26 protein-coding genes are annotated in these 21,937 nt (G+C 70.3%); 10 read left to right on the top strand and 16 right to left on the bottom strand.

Translation table 11 applies throughout. From position 1 onward, the window contains the following. The first annotated feature begins 113 nt into the window (after window positions 1–113). Window positions 114–578 carry a transcriptional regulator NrdR gene (nrdR, locus tag H7I41_RS24975; protein WP_264015317.1) on the top strand — a complete coding sequence of 155 codons (465 nt, stop codon included), beginning with the start codon at window positions 114–116 and terminating at the stop codon, window positions 576–578. A 4-nt stretch (window positions 579–582) separates the two neighbouring features. On the opposite strand, the gene H7I41_RS24970 is transcribed toward nrdR, so the two are convergent. Genes H7I41_RS24970 through H7I41_RS24960 form a run of 3 tightly spaced genes read right to left on the bottom strand, consistent with a single transcriptional unit; the run spans window position 583 to window position 3,380 of the window. Continuing rightward, window positions 583–1,269 carry a PhzF family protein gene (locus H7I41_RS24970; RefSeq protein ID WP_264015316.1) on the bottom strand — a complete coding sequence of 229 codons (687 nt, stop codon included), beginning with the start codon at window positions 1,267–1,269 and terminating at the stop codon, window positions 583–585. Window positions 1,270–1,310: 41 nt separating this feature from the next. Continuing rightward, a complete protein-coding gene (locus H7I41_RS24965; protein WP_264015314.1) occupies window positions 1,311–2,333 on the bottom strand; it encodes an alpha/beta fold hydrolase in 1,023 nt (340 codons plus the stop codon). An 18-nt stretch (window positions 2,334–2,351) separates the two neighbouring features. Then, window positions 2,352–3,380: a proteasome assembly chaperone family protein gene (locus tag H7I41_RS24960; RefSeq protein ID WP_302471833.1), complete on the bottom strand. Its 1,029-nt coding sequence runs from the start codon at window positions 3,378–3,380 to the stop codon at window positions 2,352–2,354. Window positions 3,381–3,616: 236 nt separating this feature from the next. Between H7I41_RS24960 and H7I41_RS24955 the strand changes: the two genes are divergently transcribed. Continuing rightward, complete coding sequence (locus H7I41_RS24955; protein WP_264015313.1) at window positions 3,617–4,414, top strand: trypsin-like serine peptidase; 798 nt, start codon at window positions 3,617–3,619, stop codon at window positions 4,412–4,414. A gap of 4 nt (window positions 4,415–4,418) precedes the next feature. Here H7I41_RS24955 and sthA read toward each other — a convergent pair whose 3' ends face one another. Continuing rightward, window positions 4,419–5,825 (bottom strand): Si-specific NAD(P)(+) transhydrogenase, encoded by a 1,407-nt coding sequence (gene sthA, locus H7I41_RS24950; RefSeq protein WP_264015331.1) that lies wholly within the window; start codon window positions 5,823–5,825, stop codon window positions 4,419–4,421. 178 nt (window positions 5,826–6,003) lie between these two features. Here sthA and H7I41_RS24945 point away from each other — a divergent pair, with 178 nt between their 5' ends. Further along, on the top strand, window positions 6,004–7,050 hold the full coding sequence (locus H7I41_RS24945) for a DUF4192 domain-containing protein (protein ID WP_264015312.1): 1,047 nt from the start codon (window positions 6,004–6,006) through the stop codon (window positions 7,048–7,050). A 3-nt stretch (window positions 7,051–7,053) separates the two neighbouring features. Here H7I41_RS24945 and H7I41_RS24940 read toward each other — a convergent pair whose 3' ends face one another. From H7I41_RS24940 to H7I41_RS24930, 3 genes are all read right to left on the bottom strand, one after another. Continuing rightward, a complete protein-coding gene (locus tag H7I41_RS24940) occupies window positions 7,054–7,746 on the bottom strand; it encodes an iron-dependent transcriptional repressor DtxR (protein ID WP_264015311.1) in 693 nt (230 codons plus the stop codon). 161 nt (window positions 7,747–7,907) lie between these two features. Beyond that, on the bottom strand, window positions 7,908–8,897 hold the full coding sequence (locus H7I41_RS24935) for a sigma-70 family RNA polymerase sigma factor (protein ID WP_264015310.1): 990 nt from the start codon (window positions 8,895–8,897) through the stop codon (window positions 7,908–7,910). A gap of 118 nt (window positions 8,898–9,015) precedes the next feature. Then, window positions 9,016–9,417, bottom strand: coding sequence for a DUF3099 domain-containing protein (locus H7I41_RS24930; RefSeq protein WP_264015309.1), 402 nt, complete (start codon window positions 9,415–9,417; stop codon window positions 9,016–9,018). Between the two features lie 77 nt (window positions 9,418–9,494). On the opposite strand from H7I41_RS24930, the gene H7I41_RS24925 reads away from it, so the two are divergent. Continuing rightward, window positions 9,495–9,731: a DUF3039 domain-containing protein gene (locus H7I41_RS24925; protein ID WP_264015308.1), complete on the top strand. Its 237-nt coding sequence runs from the start codon at window positions 9,495–9,497 to the stop codon at window positions 9,729–9,731. On the opposite strand, the gene H7I41_RS24920 is transcribed toward H7I41_RS24925, so the two are convergent. Beyond that, a complete protein-coding gene (locus H7I41_RS24920; protein ID WP_264015307.1) occupies window positions 9,728–10,738 on the bottom strand; it encodes a YihY/virulence factor BrkB family protein in 1,011 nt (336 codons plus the stop codon). The genes H7I41_RS24925 and H7I41_RS24920 overlap by 4 nt on opposite strands. Before the next feature lie 63 nt (window positions 10,739–10,801). Beyond that, window positions 10,802–10,993 carry a DUF7455 domain-containing protein gene (locus H7I41_RS24915; RefSeq protein ID WP_264015306.1) on the bottom strand — a complete coding sequence of 64 codons (192 nt, stop codon included), beginning with the start codon at window positions 10,991–10,993 and terminating at the stop codon, window positions 10,802–10,804. Window positions 10,994–11,148: 155 nt separating this feature from the next. Here H7I41_RS24915 and H7I41_RS24910 point away from each other — a divergent pair, with 155 nt between their 5' ends. Next, a complete protein-coding gene (locus tag H7I41_RS24910) occupies window positions 11,149–11,538 on the top strand; it encodes a DUF952 domain-containing protein (protein WP_264015305.1) in 390 nt (129 codons plus the stop codon). On the opposite strand, the gene H7I41_RS24905 is transcribed toward H7I41_RS24910, so the two are convergent. Together H7I41_RS24905 and H7I41_RS24900 are read right to left on the bottom strand one after the other, a co-directional pair. Beyond that, window positions 11,487–11,894, bottom strand: a complete 408-nt coding sequence (locus H7I41_RS24905) for a RidA family protein (RefSeq protein WP_264015304.1) — start codon at window positions 11,892–11,894, stop codon at window positions 11,487–11,489. The two genes, H7I41_RS24910 and H7I41_RS24905, sit on opposite strands and share 52 nt — an antisense overlap. Continuing rightward, window positions 11,891–12,985, bottom strand: coding sequence for a methyltransferase (locus H7I41_RS24900; RefSeq protein WP_264015303.1), 1,095 nt, complete (start codon window positions 12,983–12,985; stop codon window positions 11,891–11,893). Before H7I41_RS24900 ends, H7I41_RS24905 begins: the two co-directional genes overlap by 4 nt. 83 nt (window positions 12,986–13,068) lie before the next feature. Between H7I41_RS24900 and H7I41_RS24895 the strand changes: the two genes are divergently transcribed. After that, complete coding sequence (locus tag H7I41_RS24895) at window positions 13,069–14,958, top strand: AfsR/SARP family transcriptional regulator (protein ID WP_264015302.1); 1,890 nt, start codon at window positions 13,069–13,071, stop codon at window positions 14,956–14,958. On the opposite strand, the gene H7I41_RS24890 is transcribed toward H7I41_RS24895, so the two are convergent. The 3 genes from H7I41_RS24890 to ppgK form a co-directional block, all read right to left on the bottom strand. Then, window positions 14,931–15,536, bottom strand: a complete 606-nt coding sequence (locus H7I41_RS24890) for a response regulator transcription factor (protein ID WP_264015301.1) — start codon at window positions 15,534–15,536, stop codon at window positions 14,931–14,933. The genes H7I41_RS24895 and H7I41_RS24890 overlap by 28 nt on opposite strands. Before the next feature lie 107 nt (window positions 15,537–15,643). Beyond that, a complete protein-coding gene (locus H7I41_RS24885; RefSeq protein ID WP_264015300.1) occupies window positions 15,644–17,140 on the bottom strand; it encodes an RNA polymerase sigma factor in 1,497 nt (498 codons plus the stop codon). A 206-nt stretch (window positions 17,141–17,346) separates the two neighbouring features. Then, window positions 17,347–18,156: a polyphosphate--glucose phosphotransferase gene (ppgK, locus tag H7I41_RS24880; RefSeq protein WP_264015299.1), complete on the bottom strand. Its 810-nt coding sequence runs from the start codon at window positions 18,154–18,156 to the stop codon at window positions 17,347–17,349. Between the two features lie 139 nt (window positions 18,157–18,295). Here ppgK and H7I41_RS24875 point away from each other — a divergent pair, with 139 nt between their 5' ends. Continuing rightward, window positions 18,296–19,147: an inositol monophosphatase family protein gene (locus H7I41_RS24875; RefSeq protein ID WP_264015298.1), complete on the top strand. Its 852-nt coding sequence runs from the start codon at window positions 18,296–18,298 to the stop codon at window positions 19,145–19,147. Between the two features lie 9 nt (window positions 19,148–19,156). Here the strand turns inward: H7I41_RS24875 and cei are convergent, their stop codons facing one another. Further along, window positions 19,157–19,813: an envelope integrity protein Cei gene (gene cei / locus H7I41_RS24870; protein WP_264015296.1), complete on the bottom strand. Its 657-nt coding sequence runs from the start codon at window positions 19,811–19,813 to the stop codon at window positions 19,157–19,159. Window positions 19,814–19,991: 178 nt separating this feature from the next. Between cei and H7I41_RS24865 the strand changes: the two genes are divergently transcribed. Further along, entirely contained in the window at window positions 19,992–20,294 is a 303-nt protein-coding gene (locus H7I41_RS24865) for a DUF4193 domain-containing protein (RefSeq protein WP_090344025.1), read from the top strand. 7 nt (window positions 20,295–20,301) lie between these two features. Here H7I41_RS24865 and H7I41_RS24860 read toward each other — a convergent pair whose 3' ends face one another. Next, entirely contained in the window at window positions 20,302–20,799 is a 498-nt protein-coding gene (locus H7I41_RS24860) for a DUF3093 domain-containing protein (RefSeq protein WP_264015295.1), read from the bottom strand. 25 nt (window positions 20,800–20,824) lie between these two features. Between H7I41_RS24860 and dut the strand changes: the two genes are divergently transcribed. Both dut and H7I41_RS24850 read left to right on the top strand, forming a co-directional pair. After that, window positions 20,825–21,289 (top strand): dUTP diphosphatase, encoded by a 465-nt coding sequence (gene dut / locus H7I41_RS24855; protein ID WP_264015294.1) that lies wholly within the window; start codon window positions 20,825–20,827, stop codon window positions 21,287–21,289. Then, window positions 21,289–21,937 (top strand): DUF3710 domain-containing protein (locus tag H7I41_RS24850; RefSeq protein WP_264015293.1); only part of this gene is annotated, 649 nt, incomplete at its 3' end. The genes dut and H7I41_RS24850, both read left to right, overlap by 1 nt.

Raw genomic sequence — 21,937 nt, 5'->3', positions numbered from 1 at the left:
CAGTGCCCCGTGGAGGCGCGCCGACCGCGACGCCGCTGAGTCGTCCGGGCGCCGCGCAGGTACGCTCAGAGAGGTTCGACGTGCGTACCTGTCGACGGAGCGAAGGAGCGACGATGCATTGCCCCTTCTGCCGGCATCCCGACTCGCGGGTGGTCGACTCCCGCGAGACCGACGAGGGCCAGGCCATCCGCCGCAGGCGCTCCTGCCCCGAGTGCGGTCGCCGCTTCACCACGGTGGAGACGGCGGTGCTGGCGGTGGTCAAACGCAGCGGGGTCACCGAGCCGTTCAGCCGGGAGAAGGTCATCAAGGGTGTACGGCGTGCCTGCCAGGGGCGTCAGGTCGACGACGATGCACTGAACCTGCTGGCCCAGCAGGTCGAGGACGCAGTGCGGGCGGCGGGCTCTCCGGAGATCCCGAGCAACGAGGTGGGCCTGGCGATCCTCGGCCCGCTGCGTGAACTCGACGAGGTGGCGTACCTGCGGTTCGCCTCGGTGTACCGGTCGTTCTCGTCGGCCGACGACTTCGAGCGCGAGATCGAGGCGCTGCGCGAGCACCGCCGGGTGCGGACGTCGGGCTGACCGGTCAGGGCAGCTGCCGGGCGCCGTCGCTGACCACACGGCCGGCCACGCGCACCCATCCCTCCGGGCTCCACCGGGTGTGGATCATCGAACCCCTGCCCTGCACGATCGTCAGGTCGCGGCTGAGGTAATCGGTGAGTCGCACGGCGGCGGCGCCGGTCGCCTCGTCCTCGGGTACCCCGAGAACGGCCGCGAACATCCGGGCGCGCACTTCGCCGTTGTCGCGGTCGGTCCACGTCCACAGGTAGTGCTGGGTGTCGTCAGGAAAATCCGACGGGTCGGCCTCGGCGAGTTCGTCGAGCGAGGACAGGTCGTGGATCGCGAATTCCGGCGCCCAGTCCGAACGCGCGCTGACGGCGGTCAGGTCACCGTCGTAGGCGACCTGCACGATGCCCGCGGGAACCTGCAGTGTGTGCAACGCCGACCCCTGCTCGCGCAGCCACCACGCCGCGCCGACGGTGGGGTGGCCGGCGAACGGCAGCTCCGTGGCGGGGGTGAAGATGCGCAGGTGCGCAGTGGTCGCGCCGGGCTCGGGGACGTCGACGAAAATCGTTTCGCTGTAACCGAGTTCGGTCGCCATCCGCTGCCGGTCGGCGGGGTCCACGGTGCTCGCGTCCACCACGCCGAGCGGGTTGCCGAACTGGCCGTCGGCGTCGGTGAACACGCGCAACACTGTCACGTCGGTAGCCATGCGCCGATGCTACGTGCTCGGCCGGGCCGGGTGGCCGATTGTCAGGTGGCGCTGCGCTCGTCGGCTCCCATCGCGTCGAGCACCGCCACCTGTGTGCCGACGGATCCGGTCAGGGTGCCCTCGCGCAGCCCGTTGCGCAGCAGTGTGCGCAGCAGCTCCTGGTCGTAGACGGCGGGCTCGGTGGCGTCGATGAACTGCTCGACCACCTCGACGAACCGCTCCGGGTCGTCGTGGAAGGGGAAGTGGCCGGCCTTGTCGAACACCTCGAGGCGCGAACCGGGCATAGCGGTGTGCGCCATCGCGGCGTGGCCGACCGGGATGACCGAGTCGTGGGAGCCCCAAATGAGCTGCACCGGCACGGATTCGGTGAGGTAGCAGCGGTCGAGCATGGTGACCACCTGCCCGCGCCAGTCGACGACGGCGCGCAGCGTCCGGGCGAACGCCGAGGACGCGGTCGGCTCGGGCAGGTCGGCCAGGATCCGCAGCATCTCCGGCAGATCGCGGCCGACGCGGGTGGAACCAAGTGCGCTGCCGGCGATGCGGCCGGCGGCCTGCAGTGCGGGCAGCACCAGCGGCAGCCGCAGCAGCGCGAGCGCCTCGCTGGCCAGCGGCAGCGACGCGAGCCGCAGCGCCACGTTCACGTCACCGGTCACCCCGCCCGCGCCGACGAGGATGAGTCGCTCCACCAGCTGCGGGAACTGGTAGGCGAACTGCATCGCGACGCCACCGCCCAGCGAGTGGCCGACGACGGTCACCCGGTCGACGTCCAGCACGCTCAGCAGGTCGCGCATGCCGTTGGCGTACGCGGCCACCGAATAGTCCGCGCGGGGCTTGTCGGACTTCCCGTGGCCGAGCAGGTCCGGGGCGATGACGGTGAACCGCTGCGCCAGCGCGGTCTGCACCGTGCTCCACGTGGTGGAGTTGTCACCGATGCCGTGGATCAGCAGGATCGCCGGACCGGATCCGGCGATGCGGAACGCCCGCCGGTAGCCGTGGATCGTGCGGTACTCCAGCGACGGCGTCAGCTGCCGCACCGGACGAAGATCGGGCTTGCGTGGTGACATGCGGCCTCCGGTACGGGGCTACCGCCGGTCTTCGCCCTCACCGAAACCGTCGCCGTAGCCGTCTCTGTACTTGTCTTCCTTGAACTTCTCGCCGGACTGCTGGGCGAGGAACCGCTCGAATTCTGCGCCGAGTTCGTCACCGCTGGGCAGTTCTTCGTCGTGCGCCAGCAGTGACCGATTCTCCTGTGCCGTGACGAACGCATCGTACTGTCGCTCCAGCGCCGTCACCACCTGAGCGACCTCGGCGCTCGCTTCGACCTGCTCGTTGATCTTCTCGTACACCTCGGCGCCGGCCTCACCGAGCGCGGCCAGCGGGATCTGCAGCGACGCGCTCCGCGAGACCTCGGCCAGCAGCGCCTCCGCGGCCTGCGGATATGCGGTCTGAGCCAGGTAGTGCGGCACGTGCACGGTGAAGCCCACCGCTTCGTGACCGTGCTGCGCCATCCGGAACTCCAGCAGGTTGGACACGCTGCCCGGCACCTGCACCTCGCCCACCCACGGCGTGTGGTCGGCGATCAGCTCCTTGTCGGTGGCGTGCGCGGTCAGGCTGACCGGCCGGGTGTGCGGCACCGCCATCGGGATGGTGCCCAGCCCGATGACGCGCCGCACGCCGAGGTGTTCGGCCAGCAGCCGCACCGCGGTGATGAACCGCTCCCACCGCAGGTCGGGCTCCATCCCGGCGAGCAGCAGGAACGGTGTGCCCGCCGTGTCGCGCAGCGCGTAGAGGTTGAGCTCGGGCTCCTCGTAGTGCGTGAAGTGGTCGGTCTTGAACGTCATCAGCGGTCGCCGCGAGCGGTAGTCGAGCAGTTCGTCGATGGCGAACGACGCCACCAGCTCGGTGTCGAGCGTGTTCTTCAGGTGCTGGGCGGCCAGCTTGATCGCGTGACCGGCGTCCGAGAATCCCTCCAGCGCGTGGATCAGCACCGGCCCGCGGCCGTCGGCCGACGACAGCTGTGGCGCGGGGAACTCCAGCTCGTACATGCCGGTGGACTCGGGCTGGTAGTACTGCTCGGGGGTGTCGGCACCCCCACTCGTCTCGTCAGCCATCTGAACATCCTCCTCGTGCCGGGATCTCTAGTGTCGCCCATTGCGGCGGGTAGGCCTGGGTGGGCTCGCAGTCGCGCCCACCTGCAGTGCTTGCGGACCCCGCCATTCGTCGGAATCCCGCATACGGTTGGAACACGGCCGCCCCGGGACCGCATTCCGCACGGGATGCCCGCATCCGGCCTCGCCGAACCACCGGCACGCGGCCGATTGCCAGCGTCGTCGGGCACCATCGGGTCATGCGTGGGTCCCCGGTCACGGCCGCCCTGCGGAGAACCGCAGTGCCGGCGGTGTTGCTGGTCGCCGTCATCGCCGGCTGCACGGGGCCGTCGACGGCGGTGCAGCGGCCCGAGGCGCAGGCCGCGCCCGCGGCGGTCGCCCGGCCGGTGTCGGCCGATCCACGGGTCGGCGCCGTCTTCGTCGGCGACGGCCCGGTCCACACCTGCACCGCGTCGGTGCTGGACTCCGCGCGCGGTGACCTCATCCTGACCGCCGCGCACTGCCTGGTCGACGGCATGGACGCCACGTTCGTGCCCGGCTTCGACGCCGCCGCGCAGGGGCAGCAGCCGTGGCACCTCGACGCGGTCTACCTCGATCCGCGCTGGGTGGATGGGCAGGATCCGCGGGCCGACTATGCGATCGCGCGGGTCAGCCGGGACGCCGGCGACACTCCCGCGCAGCAGGCGGGCGGGGGACTGGCGCTGGGCGCCGCCCCGCGACCGGGCACACCGGTGACGGTGACCGGCTATCAGATGGGCATCGGGGGCGGCCCCATCGGCTGCCGGGCGTCGACGGCGGTCGCTGCCGAGGGGTTCCCGGCCGTGCCGTGCGAGGGGCTGGTCGACGGGGTGAGCGGCGCGCCCTGGGTGGCCGGTTCGGTGGTCACCGGACTGGTCGGCGGGCTCGACGGTGGCGGCTGCGACGAGGACCTGTCGTACTCGCCGCCGTTCGACGGGCACATCGAACGGCTGCTGGTCCGCGCGGAGGCCGGCGGCCCCGCCGACACGGCGCCCGCGGCCGACGACGACGGCTGTTGAGCGCTCAGCGCCGGAACTGATTGAGCGCCCGCAGCTTGTTCATCACGTCGAGGGCGGCCACCTTGTAGGCCTCGGAGAAGGTCGGGTAGTTGAAGACGGCGTCCACGAGGTACTCGACGGTGCCGCCGCATCCCATCACGGCCTGTCCGATGTGCACCATCTCAGTGGCACTGGTGCCGAAGATGTGAGCGCCCAGGATCTTCAGGTCGTCGGTCGCCACCAGCAGCTTGAGCATGCCGTAGGAGTCGCCGGCGATCTGGCCGCGGGCCAACTCGCGATACCTGGACACCCCGACCTCGTACGGAATCGCCTTCTTGGTGAGCTCCACCTCGGTGGCGCCCACGTAGGACACCTCCGGGATGGAGTAGATGCCGATCGGCTGCAGGTCGGTCATCCCCTTGGCCGGTTCGCCGAAGGCGTGATACGCGGCCAGCCGGCCCTGGTCCATCGACGTGGCGGCCAGCGCCGGGAAGCCGATCACGTCGCCGACCGCATAGATGTGGTCCACGACGGTCTGGAAATTGCTGTCGACGAAGATGCGGCCCCGGTTGTCGGCCTCGATGCCGGCCATCGCCGTGTCGAGGTGTTCGGTCTGGCCCTGCCTGCCCGCCGAGTACATCACCGTCTCGGCCGGGATCTGCTTGCCGCTGGCCAGGGTGGTCACCGTGCCTGCGGCGCCGACGTCGACCGCGGTCACCTCCTCGCCGAAGCGGAAGGTGACGGCCAGGTCGCGCAGGTGGAACTTCAGCGCCTCGACGATCTCGGGGTCGCAGAAATCCAGCATCGAGTCGCGCTTCTCCACCACGGTGACCTTGGTGCCCAGCGCGGCGAACATCGACGCGTACTCGATGCCGATGACGCCCGCGCCGACCACCACCATCGAGGTGGGCAGCGACTTCAGGTCCAGGATGCCGTCAGAGTCGAGCACCCGGTGTTCGTCGAACTCGACACCGGCGGGCCGGGCCGGCTTGGTGCCGGTCGCGATCACGATGTACTCACCGCTGACCTTCGTGTTCTCGCCGCGCGTGGGCTCCTCGACAAGCAAGGTGTGCGGATCGATGAACCGGCCGTGCCCCTCGATCAGGTCGATCCGGTTGCGCATCAGCTGGCTGCGCACCACGTCCTGCTCCTTGCCGATGACGTGGCTGGTGCGCGCCAGCAGGTCCGCCGGGGTGATCTTCTCCTTCACCCGGTAGCTGGCTCCGTACAGCTCGCGCTGGCTCATCCCGGTGAGATAGACGACGGCCTCGCGCAGTGTCTTCGACGGGATGGTGCCGGTGTTCACGCAGACTCCGCCGAGCATCCGACCGCGTTCGATGACCGCGACCGACTTGCCGAGCTTGGCGGCCGCGATGGCGGCCTTCTGCCCGCCCGGACCAGAACCGATGACGACGAGGTCGTACTCCAGCATCGAACCCATGGCAAAAGGTGTACGCCGGTTGTGACGATCTCGCATGCCGACGACGCCGAAGTCTTCGTGAACAGACACCGGGCCGGGGCTGTCCACAGTCGCCGGTTCATCCCCAGGGCGCCCCGAACGGGGCCGGCGGGGGCCGCTTCCGACAGTGCGGCCGACGAGCGTTGCGGCCATGACCTCATCGCAGCAGTTCGGTTACCGGTTCAACCACCCCGGCAGGCTGATCGCCGCCGTACCCGCCGTCCTGGGCTTCGTGCCCGAGCAGTCGCTGGTGCTCGTCACCGTGGAGCGCGGCGGCCTGGGCGCGGTGCTGCGCGTCGACCTGTCCGACGGGCTCGCCGCCTCGATCGACGACCTGGCGAAGGTCGCGGCCGCGGCGGCGCCGGACGCGGTGATCGCCGTGATCGTCGACGAGTGCGGGTCCGACTGCGAGCCGTGCAACGACGCCCATCGCGAGCTGGTCGCCCGTCTGAGGACCGCGCTGGCCGGGCGCGGCATCGACCTGCTCGACGCCCACGTGGTGGACCGGGTCGCCACGGGCGGGCGCTGGCACTCGGTGGACGGTCGCGCGGGCGGGCCCGTCGACGACCCGTCGGCGTCACCGCTGGCGGCCGCGGCGGTGCTCGACGGCCGACGGCTGTACCGCAGCCGCGCCGAACTCGAGGCGGTGCTCGACGCCGACCCGGCGCGCGGCGAGGCCCTGCTCGACATGATCCGCAGCCGCGAGCAGAGCCGCCGCGTCCCTCGCCCGGATGCGGTGCTGCGCGGCGAGATCGAGGACATGATCGCCGCCGCGCGCCGCCTGGGCGACGGCCAACGGCCGGACGACGCGCAGATGGCGGCGATGGCCTGCGCCCTGACCGACCCGTCGGTACGGGACACGTTGTACGCGTTGGCGATCGGGCAGGACGCGGACCTGGCGGAGACGCTGTGGGTGCTGTTGTCCCGGACGCTGCCGCCGCCGTGGCGGAATGAGGCGCTGGTGCTGCTGGCCTTCTCGGCCTACGCCAGGGGTGACGGTCCGCTGGCCGGTGTGGCCCTCGAGGCCGCGCTGCGCCTCGACCCCCGGCACCGGATGGCCGGCATGCTCGATCAGGCGCTGAGATCGGGGATGCGGCCCGATCAGATCCGTGAACTCGCGCTCACCGGATACCGGATGGCCGATCGGCTCGGGGTGCGGCTGCCGCCGCGCACCGGGTTTCGCCGCCGCAGCGGCTGAGCGTCAGACCTTCTCGACCTTGACGGCGTGCGCCATGTGGTGGGGCAGCTCGACCTGCTCGTGGCCCGGGATCACGATGTTGACGCCGCCGTGGTCGGTGGCCTCGACGGTGACGCGGGCGTTGGGCACCACGCCGGCGTCCTTGAGGCGGGCGATCAGGTCGGCGTCTCCCTGGACGTGCTCGGTGAGCTGGCGCACCACGACCGCGACCGGCATGCCGGACGGCAGTTCGGTCAGCCGGACCAGGCTCACCTGATCGGCGCCGGGGAAGCCGGCCAGCCCGAGTTCGGACAGGCCGGGGATCGGGTTGCCGAACGGCGAGGTGGTCGGATTGTCCAGCACCTGGATGAGCCGGCGTTCGACGTCCTCGCTCATCACGTGCTCCCAGCGACACGCCTCGGCGTGCACTTCCTCCCACGGCAGGCCGATGACGTCGACCAGCAGCCGCTCGGCCAGCCGGTGCTTGCGCATCACGGCGACAGCCAACTGGCGGCCCTTGTCGGTGAGCTCGAGATGGCGGTCACCGGCCACCTGGAGCAGGCCGTCGCGCTCCATCCGCGATACGGTCTGGCTGACCGTCGGTCCGCTCTGATCGAGCCGCTCGGCGATACGGGCGCGCAGGGGCACCACGCCCTCTTCCTCGAGGTCGTAGATCGTCCGCAGATACATCTCGGTGGTGTCGACCAGATCATTCATTTCGCGCAGCCCTCCGTCCTGCGAAAGTCTACCGTTCCCGGGGCCTGCGCAGCGGTGCATCATCGCGCCGACACGCGCCGCAGGGGCAGCGACGCGTCCGCCGGTTGCCGGCGGACCCGTGCCTGCATCTTCGAGATCTCGGCCGGTTACCGGCCGGCGAACTAGCTGGCGTAGGAGCGCAGCCGGTCGGCGCGCTCGCCGTTGCGCAGCTTGGACATGACCTCGCGCTCGATCTGGCGGACCCGCTCACGTGACAGACCGAACAGCTTGCCGATCTGATCGAGGGTGCGGGGCTGGCCGTCGTCGAGCCCGAACCGCAGCCGGATGACCTGTTGCTCACGCTCGTCGAGCGTCGCCAGCACATGCCGGATGTCGGTGTGCAGCAGTTCGGAGATCACCGCGTTCTCCGCCGACATCGCCTCGGCGTCCTCGATGAAGTCACCGAGCGGCGCCTCCTCGTCGCTGCCGACCGGCATGTCCAGGCTCACCGGATCGCGGCTGTGCTCGAGCAGATCGGCGATCTTCTCGGCGGGAATGCCCGATTCCTCGGCCAGTTCCTCGTCGGTGGCCTCACGGCCGAGGTTCTGGTGCATCTCACGCTTGATCCGGGCCAGCTTATTGACCTGCTCGACGAGATGGACGGGCAGCCGGATGGTGCGGCTCTGATCGGCCATGCCGCGGGTGATCGCCTGCCGGATCCACCAGGTGGCGTACGTCGAGAACTTGAAACCCTTGGCGTAGTCGAACTTCTCCATCGCCCGGATCAGGCCGAGGTTGCCCTCCTGGATCAGGTCCAGCAGCGGCATGCCGCGCCCGGTGTAGCGCTTGGCCAGCGACACCACCAGTCGCAGGTTGGCCTCCAGGAGATGCCTGCGGGCCGCCTCGCCGTCGCGGACCACCGCGGCCAGGTCGCGCTTGCGCGCGTCGCCGAGCCGCTTCTTGGTCTCGAGCAGATGCCGGGCGTACAGGCCGGCCTCGATGCGTTTCGCCAACTCCACCTCGTCCGCGGCATTCAGCAGCGCAGTCTTGCCGATGCCGTTGAGGTACACGCGCACCAGGTCGGCGGCTGGGCTCTGAGCGTCCAGATCGCTGTCGATGCGGCTAAAGGTGGCATTTGCCATGACGGCCTCCTGCTCGGCTAGAACTGTCATGAGCTTTAACGCCCAAGTGCCGCTAGTAGTTCCCGCCCCTCTCCCGCTTCACACCTTTTGATCAGGGCTTTTTCGGTGAAGACCTGAGAATGTCCTGAGGATTGGAAGCGTCGGGAGCTCAGCGCGGGACGTCGTATCCGGACTCCGCGGAATCCGGTTGCGGCGCCGAGGGCGGCCGGTATTCCAGCGCCGGCCGCTCGGCGGTGGGGAACAGCGGGATGCGCCGCCCGTGCGCGTAGCGGCGGGGTTCCTCGGCGCGGCGCGGCGGGCGATCGTTGGCGATGAGGACGGCCATCCACGGTAGCGGCACGGACACCAGGATGATGGCCAGCGACACCAGGCCGTTCTCCCAGATGTCGTAGGCGACCGCCGCGAGGATCAGCGCCGGGATCCGGAACGCCATCAGCGAGAGGTACTTGCGCACGCGGGCGCGGTGTTGGTCTTCGTAGGCCGGTGCGGCGCGGGTGATCAGCACGGGCCGACCCTCGTCGTCGAAACCCAGCTCCTGGCCGTGTTTCATACTTCCACTCTGGCACAGCCGGGTCCCGCTGCGCTCGTGGGATTTCTTACCGATCCATTGCCAGGCACAATGGTCACATGCAGACCGACACCATCGAGCGCACCGAGACCGACGAACAGGTCGACGACGGCACCGACAGTGACCGGCCGAAGTTCTTCCACTACGTGAAGAAGGACAAGATCGCCGAGAGCGCCGTCATGGGCACCCATGTCGTCGCCCTGTGCGGCGAGGTGTTCCCGGTCACCCGCAGTGCCAAGCCCGGCTCCCCGGTCTGCCCGGACTGCAAGCGAATCTTCGAGCAGCTCAAGACCTAATCGGCGGGCCGCGGTGCGGCCACGCTCGGATCGGCGGTCGGCGGCGTGCCCGCGGGCTTCGCGACGGCGGCGGACGCCGTGGAGTTGATCGACTCGGCCTTGTCTCCCAACCAACCGCGCAGCCGGTGGGCGTGGGTCACCGGCGCCGGCCACTCCTCCTGGATGGCGGCGTTGAGTTCCGCGCCGATCATGATCGCGAATCCGAGGAAGAACGCGAACAGCAGGAACGCGATCGGGGTGGCGAGCGCACCGTAGGTGTAACCGGTGCTGGTGATGTACGTCAGATACACCCGCAGGCCCAGTGTCGCGATCAGGAACACCACCGTGGCCAGCGCCGCCCCGAGCAGGAGCCGGTGCGACGGCAGCGGTTTCGGCAGCGACACCCGGTAGAGCAGGTTCACCGCGATCATCAGGCTCAGGAACAGCAGCGGCCAATACCCGTACCGCAGTACGTGGTCCCAGCTGTCGGGGATGTACTGCGCGATCTTCTGCGGGCCGAGCGCCAGCAGCGGCGCGGTCGCGATCGCCAGCACCAGCGCCACCACGTAGAGGCCCAGCGCGTAGAACCGTTGGCGCACCGGGTGTCGCAGCGGCGTCTGATCGTGTGCCTCCACGATCGAGTCGACGAACGCCGACACCGCCGACGAGCCGGCCCACAGCGAGATGACGAAGCCGACCGACACCACCTCGCCCCGTGCGCCCGCGACGATGTCGCGCACCGTCGGCTCGATGATCTCGTTGACGACGTTGGGCGAGAAGAAGCTGTTCGCGGTCCCGATGATCTGGTCCTGGATTGCGGGCAGCGTCTCCGCGCCGAACAGCGGGGCGATGTAGGCCAGGCTGCCGAGCATCCCGAGCAGCAGCGGCGGCAGGGACAGCGCGCACCAGAACGCCGCCTGGGCCGACTCCGAGAAGATCGAGTCGTCCCAACTCTTCGACAGAGTGCGTCGTGTGGTTCGCCAGATGTGATGACGCGACGGGGGGATCGGAGCCGGCTGGTCAGTCATGACCAGACCAGCATTACCGAAGAAATGCGCTACTGCCCATAAGCGGTGCTCGTCGGAGTGGCCCTACGAGTCCGACGGGCTCACTTCGATGATCGCGGCGAGCTCTACCAACTTGGCCTCGTGCTCGTTGGCGTGGTGCTGACAGAACAGCAGCTCGGAACCCGAAGGCAGCTTCGCGCGCACCCGGGCGGCGGCACCGCAGCGATCGCAGCGATCAGCCCGGGTGAGTTCGGGACTGGTCAGAGTTGCGGTCATGGCTCCTCCGTTTCTAGCCGGCGCGGTGCGGGATCATGCCCTACCGCGTATCTCTACTGTGTCAGACGTATTCGGTTCCGGCCTTGTTCCCCGGGGGTTCACCGGTGTGTCGTGTCTCACGTCACCCCGTGTTGCCAGGAGGGCAGGCTAGACGTATGTACCCAGATTCACCGCGGAAACCACCCGCGCGAACGCCTTTGCTGGTGCACCTCTGCCCGGCCGCGGACTGGCAGGTGGCGCTGGGTCACGGAGAACATCGCCCGCCGTCGCTCGACGCGGTGGGCTTCGTGCACCTGTCCGCACCGGGCCAGGTGCACCTGCCGGCCAACCGGCTCTACGCCGGGCGCACCGATCTGGTGCTGCTGCACATCGACCCCGCGCTGCTGTCGGCGGAGGTGCGATGGGAGCCGGGCGTGCCCACCGACCCCGGCGGCATGCTCTTCCCGCACCTGTACGGACCGCTGCCGGTCGCGGCGGTGCTGCGGGTCACGCCCTACCCGCCGGGCGACGACGGGGTGTTCCCGGCTGTCGTGGAGCCGATGTAGGCGTCGGCCTCCACCTCGACGAGGAGTTCGGGCGCGATGAGCGCCGACACCTCGACCATCGTGGTGACCGGGCGGATGTCGCCGAAGAATTCGGCGTGCACGGCGCCGACCTCGCGCCAGCACGCGATGTCGGTGACGTACATCCGGGTGCGCACCACGTCGGACAGCGTCGCGTCCACCTCGGCCAGCGCCGCGGCGATCCGCCGCAGCGCGTCCCTGGTCTGTGCCGCGGCGCCGGAACCCGCGCCGGTGGTGCCCGCCACCGCGACCATCGGGCCGACACGCACGGCCCGCGAGTAGCCGACCGCGGCCTCGTACTCCGAACCCGATCCGACCGCGATGCGGTCGGGCGTCACACAGGTACCGCTTCGATGATCGACAGCGGGGTGACGGTGTCGACCACCCGGTGCAGGCGGAAGCCGGACCGGGCGAGGAGGTTCGCGTATTCCGCTCTGGTGCGCTCCTTGCCGCCGGCGGTGACGAGCATCTCGAGGTCGAGCATCAGGCCGATGAACGACGACGGCCGTTCCGGCAGCACCATCTCCAGCAGGAGCAGCTTGCCGCCGTCGGCGATCGACGTGCGGATGGTGCGCAGGATGCGCACCGCGTCGTCGTCGTACCAGTCGTGGATGATGTTCTTCATCACGTAGACGTCGCCACCGTCGGGCACCGACTCCATGAACGAACCGCCCGCCGTCGTGGTGCGCTCGGCGACGCCGGCCGCCGCGAGTGTCGGGCCTGCGTTCTCCACCACCGACGGCTGGTCGAAGAGCACGCCCCTGGCGTCGGGCGCACTGCGCAGGATGGTCGACAGCAGTGCGCCGTGCCCGCCGCCCACGTCGACCACCAGCTTCGAGCCGGTGAAGTCGTAGCAACTCAGCGCGGCCTCGTCGGTCAGCCCGCTGGTGGCCGTCATCGCCCGGTTGAACACCTCGGCGAACTCCGGGTTCACGGCGAGGAAGTCCCACACGGGCATGCCGCGCAGCATCTCGGTGGCGGTCTGCCCGGTACGCACGGAGTGCTCCAGGTTGCCCCAGTCCTCCCAGCGCATCGGGTGCCCTATGAACAGCACCATGTCGCGCAGCGAGCCGTCGGAGTCGGAGCGCAGCGCGTCGCCGACGCGGGTCAGTGCGAACCGGCCGTCGCGGCGCTGCGTGAGCACACCCTTGCCGGCGAGCGCCCGCATCAGCCGGTAGACGGACTCCGGGTGGGCGCCGATCCGTTTGGCGATGTCGTTCGCGTGGGCGGGTCCACTCGCCAGCTGATCGGGGATGCCGAGTTTCGCCGCCGTGTAGAGCGCCGCCGTCGTCCACGCGCCGGTGGCCAGTTCGAGCATCGCGATGTTGCCCGGCACGGTGGACCGGTGCAGCCGCTGCAGGCCGGCGCGTACCTTGTCGACCGCGGCGATCAGCCGTGCCGGTGGGGCTTTGAAAGACTTCTCGGGCACGTGGCCGGACTTTACCGGCGAGGCCGCAAGTCGAGTAGTCGACTACTCAAACCACATCGTTGACGCGGTCATACGCTGCGCCCGTGGAGCTCACGACGGATACCGGCAGATGCACGGTGTTGCGGGAGAAGTTGCGCGCACCCGAGCCGGCCGGCCTGGTCCGCGACCGGCTGACGGCACCGGCCGCGACCACGATGGTGGTGGCACCGGCCGGGTGTGGGAAGACCACCTTGCTGTCGCATCTGGCCGCCGCGGCGCAGGTGCCCGTGGGGTGGTACGGCGTCACCGAGGACGACACCTGCGAGAACCGGTTCATCGCACATCTGGCCGGTGCGCTCGGCGGGCTGGCGGACATCGCCGACGTGGCCTCGACGGCCGGACTGCTCGCGGCTCTCGACCGGTGGACGGGTCCGGGTGCGGTGCTGTTCCTCGACGACGTGCACGCCATCGCCGGCTCGGCGGCCGAGCGGGCACTGGAGCAGTTCCTGGCGCTGCGGCCCCGCCGTCTGCGAGTCGTCTGCGCGTCGCGGCGCACCCCGGACGTCAACGTCCCGCGGTTGCGGGTGTCCGGGTCGCTCGGCGAGATCGGCGGTGACGACCTGCGGTTCCGCACATCGGAGATCGAGGAGTTGTTCGCCGCGGTGTACGGCTGCCCCCTGCGGCCGGACGCCGCCACCGCCCTGGCCCGCAGCACCGGCGGATGGGCCGCCGCGCTGTGGCTGTTCCAACTGGCCACCGCGCAGCGCAGCGCCGCCGATCGGCACCGGGCCGTCGCGCACCTCGGCGGGCGGTGCCGTCACGTCCGGTCCTACCTGACGCGCAACGTCCTCCATCAGCTGTCCGCCGACCGCCGCGAATTCCTGCTCCGCACTGCGCCGTTGGAGCGGATGTCCGGCGAGGTCTGCGACGCCCTGCTCGGCGCCACCGGCAGCCACCGCATCCTGTCCGAACTCGAAGCGGCGCAACTGTTCACGTCGACCGACGACGGCGGCAGGCACTTCCGCTATCACGAGGTGCTGCGCACCCATCTCGAACTGGCCCTCGTCGAGGAGTACGGCGTGGCCGAGGCGCAGCAGTGGTACCGCCGCTGCGCGCAGGTGTCACGGCTGGCGAAGACCGTCGCATCCAACGAATTGAGCACGGCGGCAACGTCGGTCGATGTGCTTGTGCCGGAGTGGGGGCGTGGCCGGGCACCAGCCGGGACCGCGAGTGTGCCGGCCATGATCGTTCGATGCTTCGGCGAGTTCGGAATCGAGGCGGGCGGGCGGGCCGTCGCGCTGGACGCCCTGCGGCCGCAGGCGCGTCGCGTGCTGCAGATCCTGGCCCTGGCGCCGGGCCGCGACCACCACTGCGAGTACCTCGAGGACCTGCTGTGGCCCGGGGTGCAGCATTCCGTGGCGGCGCACCGGTTGCAGGTGGCGGTGTCGAGTGCGCGCCGCCTGCTCGTCGAACACGGCGTGAGTGTCGACCGGCGCGGTGAGTCTTACCGGCTGTGTCTGCCCGAGTCCGCAGCGGTCGACGTCGTGGCGTTCGCCGACGCCGTGGCGAGGGCGGGCAGGCTGGCGGCGCGCGGTGACGTCGCCGGCCGGCTGGCGGCGCGCCGGGCGGCCCTCGACCTGTACACCGGCGACCTGCTACCGGAGTTGACCGGCATGGCGCACGTCGAAGGGGAGCGGGACCGGTTGCGGCACAAGGCCGCCGCGGTGGCCGCAGCGCTGGCCGCCGACCACCTGGCGCTCGGCGAGCATGACCGGGCGCTCGCCGCGGCCGAGCGTTCGGTGCAGCTCGAACCCGAGCAGGACACCGGCTGGCTGGTGCTGGCCGACCTGCATGCCGAACTCGGCGACGCGGGGTCAGCCGAGTATGTGCGCCGCGAACACGCGCGGATCCGCGCGGAACTCGGGGTGCCGACGCTCGTGCGCCGGGGCCGGTCGGCCGGGGCCGATCAGATCAGGCCCTCGCGCACCGCGTAGGCGACGGCGTGTGACCGGTTGCGCAGCTGCAGCCGGGTGGTGATGCCGTGCAGCACGTTCTTCACGGTGCGCTGGCTGTAGCACAGCGTGCGGGCGATCTCGTCGGTGTCGAGGCCGTCGGCGATCAGGCGCAGCACGTCGGCCTCGCGCTGGGAGAGCTTGTCGAACCGCCGCATGACCGGCTGCGGCGTCATCCCGCCCAGCCGGCCGGGCACGTCGCGGGGGACGACGCCGCGGCCGGCGGCGACCTCGGCCACCGTGCGCACGAGGACATCGGATGTCGCCTCTGCACGCCGCAGCACGCCGCTCACACCGGCCTGGGCCGCCGTCGTCACGGCCTGTTCGTCGACGGCGCCCAACAGCAGAAGGGTGTGTCGCACACCGGCTTTGCGCAGTGAGTGAAGAATCCGGACGGTCGCGCCGTCCAGCACATCGGCGACGGCGATCGCGACCTCGGCGCCGTGCAGGCGCGCGGAGTCGACGACCGCGATCTCGGCCCTCGGGCGGAGTTGACTGACTACGCCGGCCTCGAGGATCGGATCATCGGCGTACACGTAGGTGGTCACTGGTCGCGACATTGCGGACTTCCTCCCGGTCGTTCGTATGGGAGGAAGTATCCGCACGGGCCTCAACAACGGCTCAACGCCGGAACCGTGCCGCTCAACGAGCGGTCAATGACCCGTGATCAGTCGAGGTAGTCGCGCAACACCTGAGAGCGACTGGGGTGACGCAACTTCGACATCGTCTTGCTCTCGATCTGGCGGATGCGCTCGCGCGTCACGCCGTAGACCTGGCCGATCTCGTCGAGGGTGCGGGGCTGACCGTCGGTGAGTCCGAAGCGCAGCCGGACGACGCCCGCCTCGCGCTCGGAGAGCGTCTCGAGCACCGACTGCAGCTGATCCTGCAGCAGGGTGAAGCTCACCGCGTCGACGGCCACGACGGCCTCGGAGTCCTCGATGAAGTCGCCGAGCTGCGAGTCGCCCTCGTCGCCGATGGTCTGGTCCAGCGAGATCGGCTCACGCGCGTACTGCTGGATCTCCAGCACCTTCTCCGGCGTGATGTCCATCTCCTTGGCCAGCTCCTCGGGCGTGGGCTCGCGGCCCAGGTCCTGAAGCAGCTCGCGCTGGATGCGGCCGAGTTTGTTGATGACCTCGACCATGTGCACCGGGATGCGGATGGTGCGCGCCTGGTCGGCCATCGCCCTGGTGATGGCCTGGCGGATCCACCACGTCGCGTAGGTCGAGAACTTGTAACCCTTGGTGTAGTCGAACTTCTCCACCGCGCGGATGAGGCCGAGGTTGCCCTCCTGGATGAGGTCCAGGAACGCCATCCCGCGGCCGGTGTAGCGCTTGGCCAGCGAGACCACCAGGCGCAGGTTCGCCTCGAGCAGGTGGTTCTTGGCGCGGTCGCCGTCGCGGCAGATCCACTGCATGTCGCGGCGCTGCTGCACGGGCAGCTTCTCGCCCTTGTCGGCGAGCTCGGTCAGCTTCTGCGTGGCGAACAGGCCGGCCTCGATGCGCTTGGCGAGTTCGACCTCCTCCTCCGCGTTGAGCAGCGCGACCTTGCCGATCTGCTTGAGGTAGGCACGCACGGAGTCGGCCGAGGCGGTGAGTTCGGCGTCCTTGCGGGCCTGCCGCAGCGCCTCGGATTCCTCTTCGTCCCAGACGAAGTCGCCGGAGGCCTTGTCCTTCTCGGACGGCTCGGCGATCTCTTCCTCTTCGACGGGCGCGGCCGTCTCGACCTTGGGGGCCACCGCGGGGGCCTTCGCCGCGTCGGCTCCCGCGACGGGTTCGTCGTCGTCGGTGTCCAGGTCGTCGAGGTCGATCTCGGGCTCGTCGATGGTCTCGAGGTCCTCGCCGGGCTCCTCGACGTCGTCGGTGGTCTCCAGGTCGGTGTCCTCGACGAGGCTTTCCTCGCCGGCACCGGCCTCGGGGGCGGTCGACTTCTTCGCGCGCGTCTTGGCCGGTCCCTTGGCGGGAGCCTTGGCCGGCTTGGCGCCGGCCCGTGCCTTGGGTGCCGCGCCGTTCTCGGCCTTGGCCGCGCGGGCGGGGGCCTTGGCGGCGGCCCGCTTGGCGGGCGCCGCTCCGTTGGCGGTCTTCGCCGGGGCTCTCTTGGCGGGAGTCTTGGTGGCGGTGCGCTTCACCGGCTCGTCGGTTGCCGGGCTTGCCTTGGTCGCTGCCACGTACACCCTTTCGGTCGTGCGTACTCCGGTCTGCGCAGGCGTGCGCCACCGAAAGCGTCTGCTATGTCGAATGCGGCGTTGTATCTGCTACTGGGGATTACCCGCCGCTATTCGGTAGGCGGCCGCCTCGACCATTGTAACGACAGTGTGTGGTAACGCCGCCTCGAGCGGCAAATCCGGCAGGCCCGCGCGTGTCCGGCGAAAAGTTACTTGGCAGTAGTGGTGACGTCGACCGCCGCCGCCATCGCGGCGCCGACGATCCCCGCGGTGTTCTGCAGTGTGGCCGCCACCACAGGGGTGCGGTTCTTCAGCAGCGGGATCCACTTGTCAGCTTTGCGGCTGATGCCGCCGCCGGCGATGAACAGGTCGGGCCAGATCGCGTTCTCGATCGCGATCAGCACCCGGGTGACCTCCTGGGACCACCGCTCGTAGCTCCAGTCCTTGCGTTCCTTGACCGAGGACGCGGCCCGGTGCTCGGCCTCCTTGCCGCCCACCTCGAGGTGGCCGAACTCGGTGTTCGGCAGCAGGGCGCCGTTGTGGATCACCGCGGACCCGATGCCGGTGCCGAAGGTCAGCAGGACGATGACCCCCGTGTTGTCGCGGCCCGCGCCGAACCGCTCCTCGGCCAGCCCGGCCGCGTCGGCGTCGTTGAGCACCGTGATCGACTGACCGCCGAGTTCGGCCGCGATGGCCTCGCGGGCGTTCGTGCCGATCCAGGCCTTGTCCACGTTGGCCGCGGTCCGCACGATGCCGTCGGTCACCACGCCCGGGTAGGTGACGCCCAGGTTCTCGGTCCAGCCGAACTCGCGGACGACGGCGGCGATGGTCTTGGCCACCGCGTCGGGGGTGGCGGGTTGCGGGGTGGCCAGCTTGAAGCGTTCGCCGATCAGCGCTCCGGTGTCGAGGTCGACCACGCCGCCCTTGACCCCGCTGCCGCCCACGTCGATCCCGAATCCCCGGCGCTGCGCATCGCCACCGCCGTCCGGGTCGGCGACGGGGGACTCAGTGGCGGTCATGGGCGCTCCTTCAGCACACGGCCGGCGGGAACCCGGCAAGCGTCTCGCGTCCCACACACTAACGGCTCGACCATGCTCCCGCGTGACTGTCGGGCAACCGGTCAGCGACATTCCACGCCGAAAGTGGTGCGATGGCGCTGTGACCGAAATCGACAGTGACCCCGGGACGCTGCGCGCGGTGGCCGACCAGTTGGCCGACGAGGCCGCGGCATTCGTCCGGCGGCGCCGGGCCGAGGTGTTCGGGGCGGCCGCAAGCCCGTCGGACGGCGGTGCGGTGCGTTCGAAGAGCAGCCGCACGGACCCGGTGACGATCGTCGACACCGAGACCGAGCGGCTGCTGCGCGAGCGGCTGGCCGTGCTGCGGCCCGGTGAACACGTGCTGGGCGAGGAGGAGGGCGGCGCCGCCGGGGTCCGTGCCGGACGCATCACCTGGGTGCTCGACCCCATCGACGGCACGGTGAACTTCGTCTACGGCATCCCGGCGTACGCGGTGTCGGTCGCCGCCCAGCTCGACGGCGAGTCGGTGGCGGGCGCCGTCGCCGACGTGGCGGCCGGTGCGGTGTACTCCGCGGCGCGTGGCCACGGGGCGCAGGTCCGCGACGGCGCAGGGACCCGTCCCCTTCGGTGCAGTGACGCCGACGAGCTGGCCATGGCGCTGCTGGGCACCGGCTTCGGCTATGCCCCGCAGCGGCGGCGGGAGCAGGCCGAGATCCTGACCCGCGTGCTGCCGCTGGTGCGTGACATGCGGCGGATCGGTTCGTGCGCGCTGGACCTGTGCATGGTCGCCGACGGCCGGCTCGACGCCTACTACGAGGACGGGGTCAACGTGTGGGACTGGGCGGCGGGCGCGCTGATCGCCGCCGAGGCAGGCGCCCGGCTGGCGCTGCCACCGCCCGACGGCGGGGTGGGCGGGGCCGGCCTGGTCGTCGCCGCCGCGCCCGGGGTGGCCGACGAGCTGGTGGATGTGCTGGGCCGGGCGGGGCTGGGCTGAGGCCGCCGGTCAGCAGCCGGTGCTGTGGATCTTCTCGACCAGCGTCGGATCGGCGGCCGCGGTCGCGTCAGGGCGCAGACTGGCCAGCACCGCCTCGATGTTGTCGCTGGCATTCAGCTCGCTGAACTCGGTGCCGATCGCCAGATCCACCACCGCGTCCGGGCGCTCGTCCTCGAACAGCTCGGCACAGGGCGCCACCAGCCACACCGCCGCCGCGGCGGCCCGGCCGGAGGGCCCGAACCGGATCTGGCCGTGGCAGTTCAGCCGGGTGCTCGCGTAGACGGCGTCGTTGGCGGCCTCGGGCTGGGCGAAGCCGAGGTCGCGCAGCTCGCCGGCCACCTCGGCGGCCTGCCCGCCCTGGCCGCTGGCGTTGAGGACGCGGATCCGGGTGTCGGCCAGCTTGGCCGGCGCCACGTCGGTCATGTCGGCGGTCGACACCTGGGTGCCCAGGGGTGGCGGCGTGGGTTCACCGGGCGCCGGGGCGGGTGGCCGGTTGCACACCGCCGCCTGGGCGACGTCGGTGGACTGGTTCAGCGCGATCGACCACACCACCATCGTCACCACTGCCAGCGCTGCCAGCGTGATCATCGCGGGCAGGAAATTGCGGCGCCGGAACGGCCGACCGTGCTTGTCGAAGGCCGTGCCCTCGGTGATGTGGGAAACCACGTCTAGCACTCTAAGGCCTGGTGGGGCGAAGGTTGCTTGCGGCGCCGAGGCTCCCGACGGAGCATTGTGATGTAAATCACACTGGAACCTGTGGCAGTGCGGGCACGAATCGTTTGGGGAATGCGTTCGACGCTGGTACAAAGCACTGCTGCAAGGATTGATGGAGGGGACGAGGACGATGGCTACCGACTATGACGCTCCACGCCGCACGGAGACGGACGACGTCTCCGAAGATTCGCTCGAGGAGCTGAAGGCGCGGCGCAACGAAGCCCAGTCGGCCGTCGTCGACGTCGACGAGTCCGAATCGGCCGAGTCGTTCGAATTGCCCGGCGCCGACCTGTCCGGTGAGGAACTCTCGGTTCGGGTCATCCCGAAGCAGGCCGACGAGTTCACCTGTTCGAGTTGTTTCCTCGTGCATCACCGCAGCCGGCTGGCCAGCGAGAAGAACGGCATGATGATCTGCAGCGACTGCGCTGCCTGACGTCGTCTCAGTCCTGTCGCAGCGCGGCGAGCACCCGATCCGGGTGGCGCGTGCTGATCAACCAGTACGGCGTCGGGTCGTCCGGGTCGTCGAGCACCAGCAGAACCATCGGGCCGATCCACGCCCGGTGGACGACGTAGGCCGCCGGGTCGAGCTGGCGGCCGAGCGCCGCCGACTTCGCCGACCGCGGCACCTCCGCGGACCGGGCGACGACGCCGACCGGCAGGTGCGCCTCGTTGACCCACAGTTCGGGACCGGCTTCGGACGTCGCACCCGGTCCGGGCGACACCACCCGCAGCTCCGACCTGCTGAACCACACCAGCACCGCGGCGGCGACCGGCAGCAGCACCGCGAAGGGCAGCCAGACGGGCAGACTTCGGACGCCCAGGGTCACCTCGTACGCGATCAGCGCACCGAGCCCGAGCCCGGGCAGCCACCACCACCACGGCACCCACAACCGCTCGCGGTAGCGCACCGTTTGTGTGGTCGCGCGCGTGTCTGACACGCGGGCCAGAGTAATCTGTGACGTCGTGTCCACCTCTCTGGCGGTTGTGCGCCTGGACCCCGACCTGCCGATGCCGAGCCGAGCCCATGACGGCGACGCCGGCGTCGACCTGTTCAGCGCCCAGGACGTCGAACTGGCCCCCGGCCAGCGCGCACTCGTACCCACCGGCGTCGCCGTCGCCATCCCGCACGGGATGGTCGGGCTGGTGCATCCGCGCTCGGGTCTTGCTGCGCGCGTGGGACTTTCGATCGTCAACAGTCCCGGCACGGTCGATGCCGGGTACCGCGGCGAGATCAAGGTGGCACTGATCAACACCGACCTGCAGACCCCCATCGTCGTGCGCCGCGGCGACCGGATCGCCCAACTGCTGGTGCAGAGGGTGGAGTTACCCGATCTGGTCGAGGTGGCGTCGTTCGACGAGGCCGGTCTGGCAGGCACCACCCGTGGCGAAGGCGGCCACGGTTCCTCCGGCGGACATGCGAGTTTGTGATGGCATTCGGTAAACGTAAGAACACGGGCGACACCGGGCAGGAGACCTCGGAGGCCGCGGCGGCCGCCGAGGCCGCCGAGGCAGACCTCGAGGGCCCCTTCGACATCGACGACTTCGACGATCCGGCCGTCGCGGCACAGGGCAGGCTCGACCTCGGGTCGGTGCTGATCCCGATGCCCGCCGCCGGCCAGGTGCAGGTGGAGCTCAACGAGGGCGGCGTGCCGAGCGCGGTGTGGGTGGTCACGCCGAACGGCCGGTTCACCGTCGCCGCCTACGCCGCGCCGAAGTCCACGGGACTGTGGCGTGAGGTCGCCGGCGAGCTGGCCGATTCGCTGCGCAAGGACTCCGCCGACGTGCGCATCCAGGACGGTCCGTGGGGCCGCGAGGTGATCGGCACGGCCGGTGGCGGGGTCGTCCGGTTCATCGGGGTCGACGGCTACCGCTGGATGATCCGCTGCGTCGTGAACGGGGTCGCCGAGTCGGTGGACGCGCTCGCCGAGGAGGCGCGCACCGCTCTGCGCGACACCGTGGTCCGTCGCGGCGACACACCGCTGCCGGTGCGCACCCCGCTGCCGATCCAGCTGCCCGAGCCGATGGCCGAACAGCTGCGCGCGGCGGCCGCCGCCCAGGCGGGCGGACAGCAGCCGC

Source organism: [Mycobacterium] manitobense, from assembly GCF_025821665.1.
GTDB classification, from domain to species: domain Bacteria; phylum Actinomycetota; class Actinomycetes; order Mycobacteriales; family Mycobacteriaceae; genus Mycobacterium; species Mycobacterium arseniciresistens.
The sequence above is the reverse complement of the archived record's forward strand: the minus strand, read 5'-3'. Positions and strand labels throughout refer to the sequence as shown.